This is a genomic window from Actinomyces sp. ICM39, from assembly GCF_000282935.1.
GTDB classification, from domain to species: domain Bacteria; phylum Actinomycetota; class Actinomycetes; order Actinomycetales; family Actinomycetaceae; genus Pauljensenia; species Pauljensenia odontolytica_B.
Genome location: NZ_ALCB01000108.1, coordinates 70,506 through 85,715 on the forward strand (window position 1 = coordinate 70,506; position 15,210 = coordinate 85,715).

Annotated in this window: 10 protein-coding genes and 5 tRNA genes; 6 read left to right on the plus strand and 9 right to left on the minus strand. The window is 62.0% G+C overall.

The window, feature by feature from the left end:
• Positions 1–49 precede the first annotated feature (49 nt).
• On the minus strand, positions 50–1,075 hold the full coding sequence (locus tag HMPREF1137_RS07215) for a lipid II:glycine glycyltransferase FemX (protein WP_007590417.1): 1,026 nt from the start codon (positions 1,073–1,075) through the stop codon (positions 50–52).
• A gap of 103 nt (positions 1,076–1,178) precedes the next feature.
• Entirely contained in the window at positions 1,179–2,456 is a 1,278-nt protein-coding gene (locus HMPREF1137_RS07220) for a carboxylate--amine ligase (RefSeq protein WP_007590537.1), read from the minus strand.
• 71 nt (positions 2,457–2,527) lie between these two features.
• Between HMPREF1137_RS07220 and HMPREF1137_RS07225 the strand changes: the two genes are divergently transcribed.
• The 3 genes from HMPREF1137_RS07225 to HMPREF1137_RS07235 all read left to right on the plus strand — a co-directional run bounded on the left by HMPREF1137_RS07225 (position 2,528) and on the right by HMPREF1137_RS07235 (position 5,964).
• The gene (locus HMPREF1137_RS07225; protein WP_007590504.1) at positions 2,528–3,265 is read left to right on the plus strand and encodes a hypothetical protein; all 738 of its coding nucleotides are present in this window, start codon (positions 2,528–2,530) and stop codon (positions 3,263–3,265) included.
• A 110-nt stretch (positions 3,266–3,375) separates the two neighbouring features.
• A complete protein-coding gene (locus HMPREF1137_RS07230) occupies positions 3,376–4,176 on the plus strand; it encodes a hypothetical protein (protein ID WP_007590476.1) in 801 nt (266 codons plus the stop codon).
• Positions 4,177–4,194: 18 nt separating this feature from the next.
• Positions 4,195–5,964 carry an alpha-glucosidase gene (locus tag HMPREF1137_RS07235; protein WP_007590385.1) on the plus strand — a complete coding sequence of 590 codons (1,770 nt, stop codon included), beginning with the start codon at positions 4,195–4,197 and terminating at the stop codon, positions 5,962–5,964.
• 142 nt (positions 5,965–6,106) lie between these two features.
• Here HMPREF1137_RS07235 and HMPREF1137_RS10275 read toward each other — a convergent pair whose 3' ends face one another.
• The 7 genes from HMPREF1137_RS10275 to HMPREF1137_RS07270 form a co-directional block, all read right to left on the minus strand.
• A complete protein-coding gene (locus HMPREF1137_RS10275) occupies positions 6,107–7,873 on the minus strand; it encodes a DUF5979 domain-containing protein (RefSeq protein WP_007590443.1) in 1,767 nt (588 codons plus the stop codon).
• A 620-nt stretch (positions 7,874–8,493) separates the two neighbouring features.
• Positions 8,494–10,128 carry a DUF5979 domain-containing protein gene (locus tag HMPREF1137_RS07245; protein ID WP_007590405.1) on the minus strand — a complete coding sequence of 545 codons (1,635 nt, stop codon included), beginning with the start codon at positions 10,126–10,128 and terminating at the stop codon, positions 8,494–8,496.
• 441 nt (positions 10,129–10,569) lie between these two features.
• Positions 10,570–10,644, minus strand: a tRNA-Val gene (locus HMPREF1137_RS07250).
• Position 10,645: 1 nt separating this feature from the next.
• Positions 10,646–10,716 (minus strand) — tRNA-Cys (locus HMPREF1137_RS07255).
• A gap of 34 nt (positions 10,717–10,750) precedes the next feature.
• Positions 10,751–10,823 (minus strand) — tRNA-Gly (locus tag HMPREF1137_RS07260).
• Positions 10,824–10,879: 56 nt separating this feature from the next.
• Positions 10,880–10,951, minus strand: a tRNA-Val gene (locus HMPREF1137_RS07265).
• A gap of 1 nt (position 10,952) precedes the next feature.
• Positions 10,953–11,025, minus strand: a tRNA-Gly gene (locus HMPREF1137_RS07270).
• Between the two features lie 153 nt (positions 11,026–11,178).
• On the opposite strand from HMPREF1137_RS07270, the gene glgX reads away from it, so the two are divergent.
• The 3 genes from glgX to HMPREF1137_RS07285 all read left to right on the plus strand — a co-directional run bounded on the left by glgX (position 11,179) and on the right by HMPREF1137_RS07285 (position 15,202).
• Positions 11,179–13,290 carry a glycogen debranching protein GlgX gene (gene glgX / locus HMPREF1137_RS07275; protein WP_007590469.1) on the plus strand — a complete coding sequence of 704 codons (2,112 nt, stop codon included), beginning with the start codon at positions 11,179–11,181 and terminating at the stop codon, positions 13,288–13,290.
• A 142-nt stretch (positions 13,291–13,432) separates the two neighbouring features.
• A complete protein-coding gene (locus HMPREF1137_RS07280; RefSeq protein WP_034497300.1) occupies positions 13,433–13,957 on the plus strand; it encodes a DUF3000 family protein in 525 nt (174 codons plus the stop codon).
• Positions 13,958–15,202 carry an HRDC domain-containing protein gene (locus tag HMPREF1137_RS07285; protein WP_007590457.1) on the plus strand — a complete coding sequence of 415 codons (1,245 nt, stop codon included), beginning with the start codon at positions 13,958–13,960 and terminating at the stop codon, positions 15,200–15,202.
• The last annotated feature ends 8 nt before the right edge of the window (positions 15,203–15,210 follow it).

Genomic DNA, 15,210 nt, shown 5'->3' on the forward strand with positions numbered 1-15,210 from the left:
ACGCGAGATTGTGTTGCGAATTGAATTCTAGCCCCGTGGCGCGAACGCTTCAGGAGCGGGCGCGCCAGTCCTTCACGGCCTTCGCGGCGGTCAGGGCACGGTAGGTGGCCTTCTTGATGGGCATGTCCCAGCCACCGGGCACGTCTGTGAAGTGCGTGGCGAAGGCGCTCTTGTACTTTCCGACGCTATAGAGGTCGGGGCAGCGCGGCGAATGCGCGCCCATGAGGTCGAATTCGCGCACGCCGTCGCGGGCGAGGTATTCGGCGGCCAAGAAGTCCAGGACCGGGGGCTGGCGAAGGCGACGGCCGGCCTCGGTGGAGGCGCCGTATTCGGCCTGCGCGCGGATTCCCTCGACGAGACAGAAGTCCCAGCACAGGATGTTGCCGTCGGCGTCGCGCATCGAGAAGATGCGAGCGTGCTGCGGGCCCAGCGTCTTGAGCAGGCTGAGGTAGTACTCCTTGGGGTGGGGACGGAAGCCGTCACGCTTGGCGGTCTCCTCCATGACGGCGTAGTACTCGTCGATGACGGCCTCGGCGTTGGCAGTGTCCTCATGGAAGGTGACGCCCTCGGCCTTTCCCTTCTTCAGGCCGGAGCGGATCGAGCGTTTGCCGGCCTTGGGCATGGCGGCGAGGATGGCTTCTTCGGTCTTGCCGGAGGTGTCAATGACGACCGTACGGTCGTAGGAGATCGTCTGCAGCGGCATGCACAGGTCGGGGTGCTGGTAGATAGCGTGCAGGCGCACGAAGGCGACGGTCTTGTCCTTCGCCTTGATCTCGCGCAGAAGGTCCGCTCGCAGAGCGGCTTCGCGCTCCGGGGAGGCTTCCTTCACCCAGGCGGGTCCCCACTTCGCCCACAGGTAGTGCACGCCGCGCACCGAATACTTGTAGAGGGTAATGAAGGCGATCTTGGAATCGTCCTCGCACCAGGCGTATCGTCCCCACACGCCGTGGCCCTGGGATTCCTCGAACGCCTCCCACACGCACGTCTGTTCGATGGGCAGGGAGCGGTCCTGGAAGCCAGAGACCGCGGCGATCTTGTCTTCCTGAGAAATGGGCACGAGTGCGGTTGTCGTCATGGTGTCCTCGTTAGTCGGAATTATCGGTCGCGTAGGGGGTCAGTCTATCAGGGCTGCCTCCCCCACCGACGAGGCCAGGGCCGGGCGGGGAGGAGGCGTGACATCAGTAGGACGTCTCGGTAGGCTCCGGGTAGTAGCGTGCAAACTTACGTCGGTGGTTCTGCTTCTGGAGCCAGACGGTGAGGTTGCGTCGCAGATCCTTCTCCGTCGGGTTGAGGAGCAGGTCGAAGCGGCGCCCCTCCCGGATAATCGTCTTGACGCGCGCACGCAGGTCGGGGTCGGTGATGTAGTGCAGGAGCAGCGAGTCCGGAACGAGGGTGTAGAGGATTTCATCGCGGGCTTGGGTCTGCTCGCATTCCTGGCCATCGATGAGGTCGGCGACCATGGGAATCATCGGATTGGCACCCGCTGCGGCCATGTACCAGTTGTTACGACCGATGCGCGGGTTGACCTCAAAGAAAAGTGCGCGCCCATCGCGGGGATCGATCTTCACGTCGAAGTTCGCGAAACCGCGGTAGCCGTTCTCCGTCAGGAGGGTGCACGCGTCTGCCCACAGTTGGGGGAAATCCTCGGTGATCATGGCCACCGGGTTGCCGATCATCGTGGGGGCATGATCCTCGAGGAGCACGCGAGCGGAACCGATGAGGGTGACCTTGCCTCGCGAATCAACATAGGCGGTGATCGAGCGCATCGCCGTATTGTCCCCGGGGATCAGTTCCTGGACGAGGAAGGTATCGCGGAAACCCGCATCCTTGAGCATCTCCCACAGCTGGGTCAGTTCCTCGGGCGTATCGATGAACCAGATCTTGCGCTTGCCCTCGAACTCGAGCACGTCGTAGGGCTCGCCTTTTGCGGACTTGGCCACAACCGGGAAGCTGAACGGAATCTCGGGGGCCACCCAGGCCTCGTCCTCGACACCGGAGAAATCGACGGCAACCGTACCGGGGGAATCGATTCCTGCGCGTTCACAGGCGTGGGAGAACTCCTCCTTATCAGTCAGGCGATCCATGACCTCTTCACTCGGAAAAGGCAGCGCGTAGTGCCGTGAGAGCGTGTCCATATTGCGGGCGACAAACGCGGAGAAGATATCGTGATTCGCCATCAGGATGAGCTTCTTGTCCGTGTTCTCAACGGCAATTGTCATCAGGATGTCAAGCAGCTGAGCGTCGCTCGCATGGGCGCTCACGTGACGAACGTCGAAAAAGTGTGACCGTGTGATCGACTCAGTCGGCTGAGAACCGACACAGATACAGCGGCATCCGAAAGCCTCATTGAAACAGCGCCCAATTCCATACACACCGAAGTCCCCACCAATGATGACGGGCAGGATGTCGTCGCGGGGCGACAGGGGGAGAGGCCGAGTCAGGTAGTCGATCGTCATGCCACAAGCCTAGCGCCTGGTAGGATACGGAACGTTCCCTGAGACCTCTCTCACCTCTACGAAAGTTCGTTATGAGTTCGCCATTTTCACAGCACAACCAGCAGCCCTTCCAGCCGCAGCCGGGCATGGGCGGATACCCCCAGCAGGGAGGCTACCCTCAGGGCGGGAACCAGCAGGGCGGATACCAGCAGCAGGGCGGATACCAGCAGCAGGCAACTCAGCCTTCCTACGGCGCGTCCCCTTACGGTCAGCCCGCTTACGCAGGCGGTCCGATGGGTCCCCAGCCCTCCGGTTCCAACAGTGGCAAGCTCATCGCGATCATCGCAGGCTCGTTCATTGCCGCTCTCGTCATTGGCGGCATCATCATGCTGATCTTCCAGATCGGCATGTCTACGTCGCGGGAAGACCGATCAGCAAGCCCCTCGCCCACGTCGTCGAGCTCCCCCAGCTACGGATCGAAGCCCACGAGCAAGCCCTCCTCGTCGCCCACGTACGGCTCGAAGCCGTCGCCTACGTCAGGATCTGGCACAGGCACAGGCTCGAATGGCTCGAATGGCGGATCTGACCCCGCCGTCGAGAATATGATCAAGTCCACCTGCGACAGCCAGATCTATACGGCAATCAAGGGCGCGTCTATCACGAATCAGGAACTCTTCCTCATCAACACGAGCTCTGACAAGCTCACCTACGCGTACAAGGGTCACGTGACCGGCCGACTCGCCAAAACCAACGAGGCCGTCGACAGTGACTTCACCTGCAAGGCAGACTATGACCTGTCGTCGGGTTTGATTGAAACGCACTTCGAGTAGAAATAGCGACTGCCCTGCAGTTTGCCGCGCGATCTCCTAGGCACTCGGCCACTGCAGGGGCGACCGCACAATCTCCAGACGTCTAGCACCATCGACATCAGGGAGTCCTCATGTCCAACCCCTACGGCCCCCACCAGCCATCGCAGTGGGGTGGTCCGCAGGCGCCGAACGGCCAGTATCCGGTCGGCGCGCAGGGCGGCGCGGTCTACGGGACTCCATCCGCGCAACAGCAGCCCAGTGGGGCTACGGGCGCAGGATATGGACACGCGCAACCCACGGTTAACCAACAGGCACAGCCCGGCTATTACCAAGCTCCGTCGCCCATGCCGCAGGTGCAGCCCGTGGGCGCCCCTTCCTACGGCTCCGTTGGCGCAATGCCGCCACGCCAGAAGTCGCACGCAGGTTTGATCATCGGCATCGTCGTCGCCATCCTCGTCATCCTCCTCATGATCGTTTTCGCTGTGATCGCCACGAGTAACAGGCCTCGTTCAACGGGTCAGGCTCCGGCGACCGGAGCACCCACGACTGGGGCGCCGACAGATTCTTCGTCTGGCTCCTCCTCGGGGTCATCGTCTGGCTCGTCTTCAGGCACTTCTTCCGGTTCCGGGCACGGCGCCTCCAAGCCTCGGGACAAGAACGGTAACGACCCGCTCACTGACGACGAGGAGACCAATGTTTTCGACCAGTGCAAACATTCCCTCAGTAAATCTGCGGCATCGGGCAACATCACGGACTGGACGATTTCCCGTGACGGTAAGACCGACAAGGGTAATCTGCAGTACGTTCTGAAGGGTACCTTCGAGGGAACGATTAACTCCGGCAAGAGCGGAACCTTTGCGTTCACCTGCAATGCCGTTCAGGACCTGAGCACCGGTCAATTCGTCGCCACCGCGACGTTCGACACCAAGTAGAACGCTGCGCAGGCACTCATGATTCACCACCCGGATCTGCTCCCTACGACACGCACCAGCGTCTCCCCCTGGTGGAAAAATGCCGTCCTCTACCAGGTCTACCCCCGCTCATTCCAGGACACGAACGGTGACGGTTACGGCGATCTGCACGGGATTCATCGGCGCCTGGACTATCTGGCGGACCTCGGCGTCGATATCGTATGGATCTCCCCGATCTACCGTTCCCCTCAGGCAGACAACGGCTACGACATCTCCGACTATCAAGACATCGATCCTCTCTTCGGGGATCTGGACGCCTTTGATCAGCTCGTCGCTCGCGCCCACGAGCTCGGCATGCGCGTCGTCATGGACCTCGTCGTCAACCACACCTCGGTCGAACACTCATGGTTTGTCGAATCCGCTTCTTCCACACACTCACCACGCCGCGATTGGTACTACTGGCGTAACGCACGCCCCGGGATGGAACCCGGTGCACCCGGCGCGGAGCCGAACAACTGGGAGTCTTTTTTCGGTGGTTCCGCGTGGCAATTCGATCCAACGTCAGGCCAGTATTACCTGCATCTGTTTGCCCGCGAGCAGCCGGATCTGAACTGGGAGAACCCACGGGTGCGCGACGCGGTCTACGAGATGATGAACTGGTGGTTGGATCGCGGCGTCGATGGATTCCGGGTTGACGCCATTGACGTGATCTCCAAGGCACCGGGCCTCCCAGACGGCGGCCCTGCACGCGCCCCATTCGGCGTGGGCCACGAGTGCTACGCGGACGGACCGCGCCTGCACGAGTTTTTGCAGGAGATGAACGCACGGACGTTCGCCCATCATCATGGATCCTTCACGGTCGGCGAGGCATCGAATGCATCCCCCGAGTCCGCGCTGCTGTTCTGCGCCCCGGAGCGCGGCGAGTTCAATATGCTCATCCAGTTCGAGCACATGAATCTCGGGCTCGAAAACGGGAAGTTCTCGCCCCGTCCCCTCGCCGACGGCGAGCTGGCCGAGGTTTTCACTCGCTGGCAGAACACGCTCGGCGATCGAGGGTGGAACGCTCTCTACCTGGAGAATCACGACCAACCGCGGTCGGTGTCGCGTTTCGGTGACCCCGGCAGCTATTGGCGTGAGTCTGCGACGGCCCTCGCCACGGCGTATTTCCTACAACGTGGCACACCTTTCATCTATCAGGGGCAGGAAATAGGGATGCTCGGCGGCTCTTTGTTGAAGCGCTGCGATTTCCGCGACGTCGAATCCCTCAATTTTCTGGCGGGTCTCGAAGGCGACGAGGTACCGGTCGGCCTGGCCGCCATGTCGCGCGACAACGGGCGCACACCAATGCAGTGGGATGACTCCCCCACCGCCGGTTTCACCTCGAGCGAGCCATGGATCGATATTCCGCCATCCGCCGCTGCCATCAACGTTGCGGCACAGATCCAGGATCCAGGATCGATCCTGTCGTATTACAAGGCACTCATCGATGCTCGTCACCGCGTTCCCGCGCTGACGGAGGGCTCATTCGAGCGCATCGACGTCGGTTCACCGGCGCTCTTCGTCTATCGTCGGTGGACGGCGGGCAGCGAAGTTCTCGTGATGGTCAACCTCTCGGGCTCGGTTCAGACCCCACATTTTCCGGCCCCGGACGAGGCATGGGCACCCTCGCGCTGGAATCTGTACCTGGGTAATACGGATGTACCGCTCACCGTCGACTCTCTTCGGTCCCAGGACGGGGCGGATCGCGACGTACGTCCGCACGATTCAATGAAGCCCTGGGAGGCACGCGTCTATCTGCGCGTGCTCTAGCCTGTCCTCGCTGTGCAGCACCGAACAAAGCGCCAAGCGGTGGATCCTCTACCTGCCAGCATGGAGCGCCCGCCAAAACCAGACAAGGAAAACGCGGATGAGAAGGAGTTATCTTCTCATCCGCGTTTTCTGTTGCTCTGTTTCAGCCGTTGCGGCGCTTGGCAGCCACGAGCGAGACACCCGCAATCGTCACGAGGCCGGCCAGGAAGCCCAGACTCGTCGCGTCTGTACCGGTCTTAGCGAGTCGCGGTGCGGGGGGTGTCGACGGCGTGGGCGTCGGCGTCGGGGTCGGGGTCTCCGAAGGCGTGGGGGTGGGCGTCGGAGATTCCGAGGGAGTCGGCGTCGGAGTCGGCGTCGGGGTCACCGAAGGCGTCGGCGTCGGAGTCGGCGTCGGAGTCGGGGTCGGCGTCGGCGTCGGAGTCGGCGTGGGCGTCGGGGTCGGCGTGGGCTTAGGCGTAGGGACCAGCTTGTTGTTCAGGTTCAGCGCAAAGAGGTGATCCTCGCTGAGCTTGAAGGTCGCCTCGCGGTTGTTGGCCTTGAGGGTGACGCCCTGCGCGGTATCGAACACGCGGCTCTCGGCCTCGTTCCAGGTCACGCCATCGGCTGCAGGGAGGTCACCCTCGGAGACGGTCACCTCGGTGCCCAGCGGGAGGGCTCCCGGGTAGCTGTAGCTCTTACCCGCCTTGACGGTCGCCTGGTAGGTCTTATTGACCGACGGATCGGCGTCGTTCTTCAGCGTGATGTTGAGGGTGTACTCGAGGTCCTTCGCGTTGTCGGGGAGCTCGCCGTCAACCTTCTTCGTCACGGAGAAGGTCTGGTGCGCGAAAGCATCCGCAACCGCACCGAAACGCATCACCTTCGTGACGGGGGAAACCTTCTTGCCGGGAACGTTGAACTTCACGGTGTTGGAGAACTTTCCGACGATGTCGGAGGCACGCTTGGCGCCCTCGACACGAGTCGGAATCTCGACGATCGCCGACTGGTTCGCAGGGATCTCAGGGAAGGTCACGGTCAGCTTCTGGGGCGTGCACTCGACCGTCGAACCAGCACCGAAGGCACCCTTCGAGGTGTCCTTGCTCAGGCGCTTACCCTCGGGCGTGGTCGGATCGACGACGACAAAGGTGTGCGTCTTGACGTAGTCGGTCACCGTGGCGCAGTCGTAGCTCCAGTTTTCACCGGCGGGAACCTCGTCGACAATCGACGCTCCGGTCACGGCCGTATCACCGGCGGGAAGAATCACGCGCCACATGATGGCCTTGTTCTCATCGCCATCCTCGCTGTCACTCAGGCCAATCCAGCCTTCCTTGACGGTACGGGCTTCACCGGTGGGGCGCACGACCATGTTGACCTTGCGCGAGACCACCTTGTTACCAACCTGCACCACGAAGTTCTCGTTGGCGGGGCCGGTGTACTGAATCATGGCGCTCGTCGTCACGGAGCCCGCCCACTCGGCGGCCCCGTCGGCATTCTCGTTGAAGACGACGGTGACGATACCGTCGGTGCCCCACGTGCCGCAGCCGACCACGACGCCGGTCGCGGAACGGACGTCAAAGGAACGCTCGGCGGTGGGGCGCAGGATCGGCTGACCCGTGTTCGCCTCGGCGACGGTCGCGTCATAGGTGAAGAAGTCGCCGGCCTTCACGGCACCGTTCGTCTTCCACGGCAGCTTGACGCCGACATCCCACAGGTTCGCGATTGTCTTCGCTTCCGCACCCTGAGGATTGACCAGCTGCAGGTTGTCCCAGTCGAGATCAACCTTGTTGTTGACGTTCGTCGTGGGGGCAGGACACGCAAGCGCCGTGGCCGACGCCGTGCGGGTCGTCAACAGCTGCAAAGCGCCAAAGAAGCTCATTAGCAGAGCAAAAGCTACAAGAAGTGCGCCGAGCCGACTGCTCTTCAACGCAACCATAAAATACTCCTGTCGATGGACATGAGACAGTACCGCCTCAAGCACATAATTATAGAGTAACGAAGCTAAATGGCTAGCAGACAACACATTAGTGAAAAACTATTTAAATAAAATTTCCCTGTCAAACCTGCTCAATCTGCATATACATTGCTCACAAAAGGAATCTGTAATTGAACCAAATTAATTTTCCACACAGCTGGTCAAGCGCGTTTGACCAGGAAAAACGCGGATTTTACAAAATGATGCTCTTCGTCACATTTCTGCTTAAAATTGCCCATGTGCATCTCACGCGACCATGAGCCACTCACTTTCATTTCACGCGCGACCCACCTCTGGGCATCGTCACCAACGGCTCCGACAAGCCACTATAAGCGCCACAAGCAACCGCACACGATGAGCGATGACGACATAGTCCACCACTACCCTGCGCGGCATTCTCAGCAGGATTTTCACCGACTCATCTTTTGACAGGACTTTTGTCCGCACGCCCCACACCCTCCCCCCACGAATGATCCGCTACTAAGAAAGCGCACACAAAGAAGTGGGTGGGATGAGCAGTGCTCATCCCACCCACTGTGCGCCCTCAGGCACTCATGCACCTCAGGGGTTCATCGTCATCATCAGTGGCTGCGACGCTTGGCCGCCACGAGAGATAGGCCCGCGATCGCGACGATTCCAGCCAGGACACCCAGGCCAGCCGCATCGGTACCGGTCTTTGCCAGCTGCGGAGCGGGCGAAGGGGTAGCCGAGGGGGTCGGGGTGGGCGTAGAGGGAGTGTCGGACGGGGTCGGGGTCGGGGTCGGTGCCACCGTGTTGGTCAGCGTCAGCGAGTAGACCTGATCATCGCTCAGCGTGAAGGTAGCCTCGCGGTTGTCCGCCGAGAGGGTCACGCCGTCGGCGGCCTCAAACACGCGACTCTCGCCGTCGACCCAGGTGATTCCGACACCGGCGGGCAGATCGCCCTCAGCAACGGTCACGACAGTACCCAGCGGCAGCGACGTGGGATAGGTGTAGGTCTCTCCAGCCTTGACGGATGCCTCGAAGGTCTTGTTCACCGAGGGATCGGCGTCATTCTTCAGGGTGATCGTCAGCGGATACTCGAGATTCTGAGCGGACTCGGGCAGATCTCCCTCGACCTTCTTGGTCACCGAGAAGGTCTGGTGGGCGTACGCGTCGGCAGCCGCACCGTAGTGGAGGGTCTTCGTGATGGGCTCGACAACCTTGCCACCGGGAACGTTGAAGTTGACGGTGTTGGAGAAGACGCCCACGACGTCGCCAGCGCGCTTCGCACCCTCGATGTGGGCGGGCAGCAGGATGATCGCGGACTGGTTCGCGGGAATCTCAGCGAGCGTGACGGTCACCTTGGTCGAGGAGCACTCGACCTGCGCGGCAGCACCGAAGGCGCCCTTCGAGGTGTCGTTGTCTTGGCGGAGACCTTCGGAGGTGGTCGGATCGGTCACCAGGTAGGTGTGGTTCTTCGTGTACTCATTAACGACGTCACAGTTGAAGCTCCAGTTGGAGCCCGCGGGAACCTCGTCGACGATCGACGCGCCGGTCACGGCCTTGTCGCCAGCGGGGAAGACAACGCGCCACATGATGGCCTTGTTCTCGTCGCCATCCTTATCCTCAGCGAGGTTCAGCCAACCGTCCTTCTGGTAGCGAGGGACGCCGGGGGTGCGGCGCAGCATGTCGAGCTCGCGCTCAACCTTCTTGCCGAGCTTGACCGTGTACTTCTCACCGCCGGGACCGGTGTAGTGGGTCAGGCCGTTGGTGGAGACATGGCCATACCACTGCGCGGCGGTCTCGACCTTCTCATTGAAGACGACGGTGACCATGCCGTCAGCACCCCAGGTGCCGCAGCCGACGACGACACCGTTGTTCGAGATGACCTCGAACTTACGGGCAACGTTCGGGCGCAGAACGCTCTCCCCCGTCGCAGCGTTGACGATCGACGCGTCGTAGGTGAAGTAGTCTCCGGCCTTCACACGACCGTCGGTCTTCCACGGCAGCTTGATGCCGAGGTCCCACCAGTCGCCAACAGCCTTGGTTTCGCGGCCGGCATGATCGACGAGCTGAGCGTTGTCCCAATCCAACGTGACCTTGTTGCTCACATTCGTGGTGGGCGCCGGGCAGCTCAAGGGAGCGGCATGCGCAGGAGCCTGAGCGCCGACAAACTGCGCCAGACCGAAGAAACTCAGAACCAATGCGAAAGTCGCAAGAAGAACACCTAAGTGACGGCGCTTCAGGGCAACCATAGAAAACTCCTGTCAACGGGATGTGCGACGGCGTCGCCGCATACCGAACCAGTTTATGCCAATCACCTGCAATTTGGTCAAGAATTGGAGCGATTAGTTTCTCGGGCACCACAACTAACACGAGCGACAAAAGCAAATGTCCACGATTTATCGAACTAATTTATAAACTGACAAAATTTGCTACCCGGGCGTGTCGTCTGATGAGCGAACAACCGCCCCACAACACCGACAAACTCACCGGTCGGTCAGCGAATCGAAGGGTCACGCCACACTGCACGCCCACTCGAGACCAACCTTGACAACGCGTAGGCCCACAATATGCAAGCACGACACGGCACCACATGACACACCCGACGCCAACAGAATACGAACAGAAAAGCTCCCGTCGCCAATCGACGGGAGCGCGAAAAACAAGAAGTCGGATCATCAGATCCGACTTACTGGTGGGCGATACTGGGATCGAACCAGTGACCTCTTCCGTGTGAAGGAAGCGCGCTACCCCTGCGCCAATCGCCCGAGGTGGGTACGGGATTCGAACCCGTGTATACGGCTTTGCAGGCCGCTGCCTCGCCTCTCGGCCAACCCACCACACCCAATGGGATCGAGTGGATTCCCGATTGAGAGCGGATGACGGGACTCGAACCCGCGACCCTCACCTTGGCAAGGTGATGCTCTACCAACTGAGCCACATCCGCGTGAACCGCATGTGCGGCCGGGCTATAGCCCGCCAATCCTGTTACCAGGACGACCGTGGGCGATACTGGGATCGAACCAGTGACCTCTTCCGTGTCAGGGAAGCGCGCTCCCGCTGCGCCAATCGCCCGAGCGGATGACGGGACTCGAACCCGCGACCCTCACCTTGGCAAGGTGATGCTCTACCAACTGAGCCACATCCGCGTTTCTCAGAACGTCAACCGTTCTTCGCAACGGGTAAAACCTTAACAGAAGATCTGGCCAGAACGCAAAACCAAACCCCCGTTATCCAAGTCACACGCTCATTTTCGGGCGGATTATCGCCTATCAGTCCATATTCGTGCGAGGCTTGTCGGTATGGAAACGCGACCTGGCAAGGCCTACCCCCTGGGTGCCACCTTTGACGGAACCGGAACGAACTTCGCGATCTACTCCTCGGTCGCAACGTCTGTGACGCTGTGCCTCTTGGACGACGACCTCAACGAAATGCGCATCCCCATGACGGAGGTCGATGCCTACGTGTGGCACGTCTATGTCCCGCAGGTGCGGGCCGGCCAGCGTTACGGCTACCGCATCGACGGCCCCTGGGATCCCCGCAATGGTCTTCGCTGCGACCCCTCAAAGCTCCTCCTCGACCCCTACGCGAAGGCGATCGAAGGACAGCTCAAAGATTCCCTCGACCTTCTCTCCTATCAGGCCGATGATCCTCTCACGCTCAAGGGCGGCGATTCCGCCGACGCGACAATGCACTCTGTCGTCGTCAACCCCTTCTTCGACTGGGAGGGGGATCGCAGCCCGGGCCACGACTACTCCGAGTCGATCATCTACGAGGCCCACATCAAGGGCATGACGATGCGTCACCCGGACATCCCGGATGAGCTGCGCGGCACTTACGCCGGCATGGCGCACCCGGCGATTATCGAGCACCTGACGAAGCTGGGCATCACCACGGTCGAGCTCATGCCGATCCAGCAGTTCACAAACGATACGACGCTGCAGGCCAAGGGATTGTCGAACTACTGGGGCTACAACACGATCGGCTACTTCGCCCCGCACAACGGTTACGCGGCTACAAAGGACCCCGGCGCACAGGTGTCCGAGTTCAAGGCGATGGTGAAGGCGCTGCACGCGGCTAACATCGAGGTCATCCTCGACGTCGTCTACAACCACACGGCAGAGGGCAACCACATGGGGCCGACCCTCTCCTTCCGCGGCATCGACAATCCCTCCTACTACCGCCTTGTCGACGGGGATCGCCAGCACTACTTCGACACGACGGGCACGGGCAACTCCCTCCTCATGAGCTCCCCTCAGGTCCTCCAGCTCATCATGGACTCGCTGCGCTACTGGGTGACAGAGATGCACGTGGACGGCTTCCGCTTCGATCTTGCCTCCACCCTGGCTCGCCAGTTCGCCGAGGTCGACCGACTCTCCGCATTCTTCGATCTCATCCACCAGGATCCCGTGGTCTCGCAGGTCAAGCTGATCGCGGAGCCGTGGGACGTGGGCGCGGACGGCTATCAGGTCGGCGGCTTCCCTCCCCTGTGGTCCGAGTGGAATGGCAGGTATCGCGACACGGTGCGTGACTTCTGGCGCGGCGAGTTCTCCTCGCTCCCCGACTTCGCGTCCCGTCTGGCCGGCTCCTCCGACCTCTACGGCACTACCGGTCGCAAGCCCATGGCGTCCATCAACTTCGTCATCGCCCACGATGGCTTCACGCTGCGTGACCTCGTGTCCTACAACGAGAAGCACAACGAGGCGAACCTCGAGGGCGGGGCGGACGGCGCGAACGACAACCGTTCGTGGAACTGCGGCGTCGAGGGCGACACGGATGACGAGGAAATCATCGAGCTGCGCTACCGCCAGCAGCGCAACTTCCTGACGACCCTCATGTTCTCGCAGGGCGTGCCGATGATCGCTCACGGCGACGAGCTGGGCCGCACCCAGCGGGGCAACAACAACGTGTACTGCCAGGACAACGAGCTCTCGTGGATCAACTGGGACCTAGACGAGCACGATCACAAGCTCCTGCAGTTCACCCGTCACCTCATCCACCTGCGACGCGATCATCCGGTGATGCGCCGCCGGCGCTTCCTAGAAGGGCCCGCGCAGCGCGGCGGTGAGTCCAAGCTCGGCGAGATCGAATGGTTCACCCCAGCGGGCACACACATGACGGAAGAGGAATGGAACCAGCCGTGGGCGCGCTCGACGATGGTCTTCTACAACGGCGATGCCATCCGTGAGCCCGACGCGAACGGTCGCCGCATCCTCGACGACGATTTCCTGCTGCTGCTCAACGCCGCTCCGGAGGCAGTCGACTTCACGCTTCCAGACACGAAATACGGTCAAATCTGGCACACCGTCGTCGACACGGCCGGCGATGATGATCGCGACGAGTACCACTCGGGCGACGTCGTCCAGGTCGGGCCGCGCACGTCGTTCATTCTGCGCAATCCGCGCGGACTGTAGGCCACCGACACTGACCACCACCTTCCGGGTACGTCTACCGGCTACTTATCGACATGAAGGTTGGCGGCGCGTCTGGACCAAAAGGCGCATGGACACCCGTACGATTTGATTTGTGAATGAAAACGCGGTGCCCGAGGAGTTTATGCGGGCTCTGCTGTCCCTGCGACAGGCGGACCACCTGCCGCACATACTCCTCGAGGAGGTGCCCCCACCTCGTCGTTTGGCGCCCTTCACGGCGGCGCTCGCGATGCGAACCACCGACGAGGACGAGGCTGGACAGCCCCTATCGACTGGTCGCATGGTGATCCTACACGACCCCGTGGAGCAGATCGGTTGGAACGGCACCTTCCGCGTCGTCGCTCAGATGCGCGCACAGGTGGACTCAGAGATGATCGGCGATCCGATGCTCTCGGAGGGAATCTGGGGCTGGATGCTCGACTGCCTGGACACGGCTGGCGCTGGTCTCCACGACTTGACCGGCACGGTGACCCGGGAGATGAGCGAGACCTTCGGCGGCCTGGAGTTGCGCGGATCGTCACTGTTTGTCGAGGTCCGCGCGTCGTGGACACCGAACAGTGAGTATCTTGGTGAGCATCTGTCCGGCTGGGCGGATGTCATGCGTCGGACGGCAGGAATCGTGCCTGCCCGTCATCTCGAAGGAGTCTGAGTGCTGGTCAACAATGGCGGCGGTTTGCCGCAGGGCGATACGGATAATCCGGAGCTCATTGCGCAGCCGCGTGGGGGTACCCCCGCTGTCATTGACACCCCGAAGGACCTTGAGGCCGCAGCTCGTGCACTGAGTACTGGTTCGGCTCCGATCGCCCTGGACGTGGAACGGGCTCAGGGCTTCCGCTACGGCTCCGATCCTTACCTCGTGCAGATTCGCCGCGAGGACGTGGGCACGTTCCTCATCGACACGCACGCACTGCCTGACCTGTCCGTGCTTCAGCCGGGTGTGGAGGACGTGTGGCTGTTGCACGATTGTTTGCAGGATCTGCCGAATCTGCGCCAGGTTGGACTGCGCCCCTCCTCTCTCTTCGACACCGAAATCGCGGCGCGCCTCATCGGCCTGGAGCGTTTCGGCCTGGCGGCCGTCGCCGAGCAGGTGCTCGGCCTGGGCCTCGTCAAGGATCACCAGGCCTCGGATTGGTCGGTGCGTCCCCTGCCCAAGGAATGGCTGCGCTACGCCGCCCTCGATGTGGAGCTGCTGACGGAGCTGTACTACCGCCTCTCGAAGCGGCTGGATCAGATGGGCCGTTGGGAGTGGGCGCAGCAGGAGTTCGCATACGCGCTGTCGGTCACCCCTCCCGGTCCGAAGGCTGATCGATGGCGGTCCGTGCCCGGCGCGGGCAAGATCCGTTCTCGCCGCGGCCTCGCGGTCCTCAAGGCCCTGTGGGAGACGCGCGAATCGATCGCCCAGCGCATCGACCTGAGCCCCGGTCGCCTCGTCCGTAACGCCGCACTCGTGCGCGCGGCCTCGAATCCTCCGCGCAACAAACGCGCACTCATGAGCATCAGCGAGTTCCGCTCCCCCGTTGCCCGCCAGTACGAGGAGGAGTGGATGCGAGCCCTCGCCAGCGTGGCCGCCATGACGGAGGAAGAGCTGCCTCCCAAGCGCAAGCCCGTGCAGCCGGGATCGATCCCGGAACCGCGCCACTGGAATCGCATCGACGAGGCCTCGGCCGCGCGCCTGGGAACGGTGCGTCACGCGGTCGCTTCGGTCGCGTCGAGTCTCGGTCTGGCACCCGAGGTTGTGCTCGCTCCCCAGGTGCAGCGCTACCTCGCGTGGGCTCCCCTGGATCCGACGCGCCCCTCGGGTGATGAGGTTGAGGAGCGTATGGTCAATCGCGGTGCGCGCGACTGGCAGATCGATCTGACGCTCGACCCGATTTGCGACGCGCTCGGCGTCTGATTCGAATG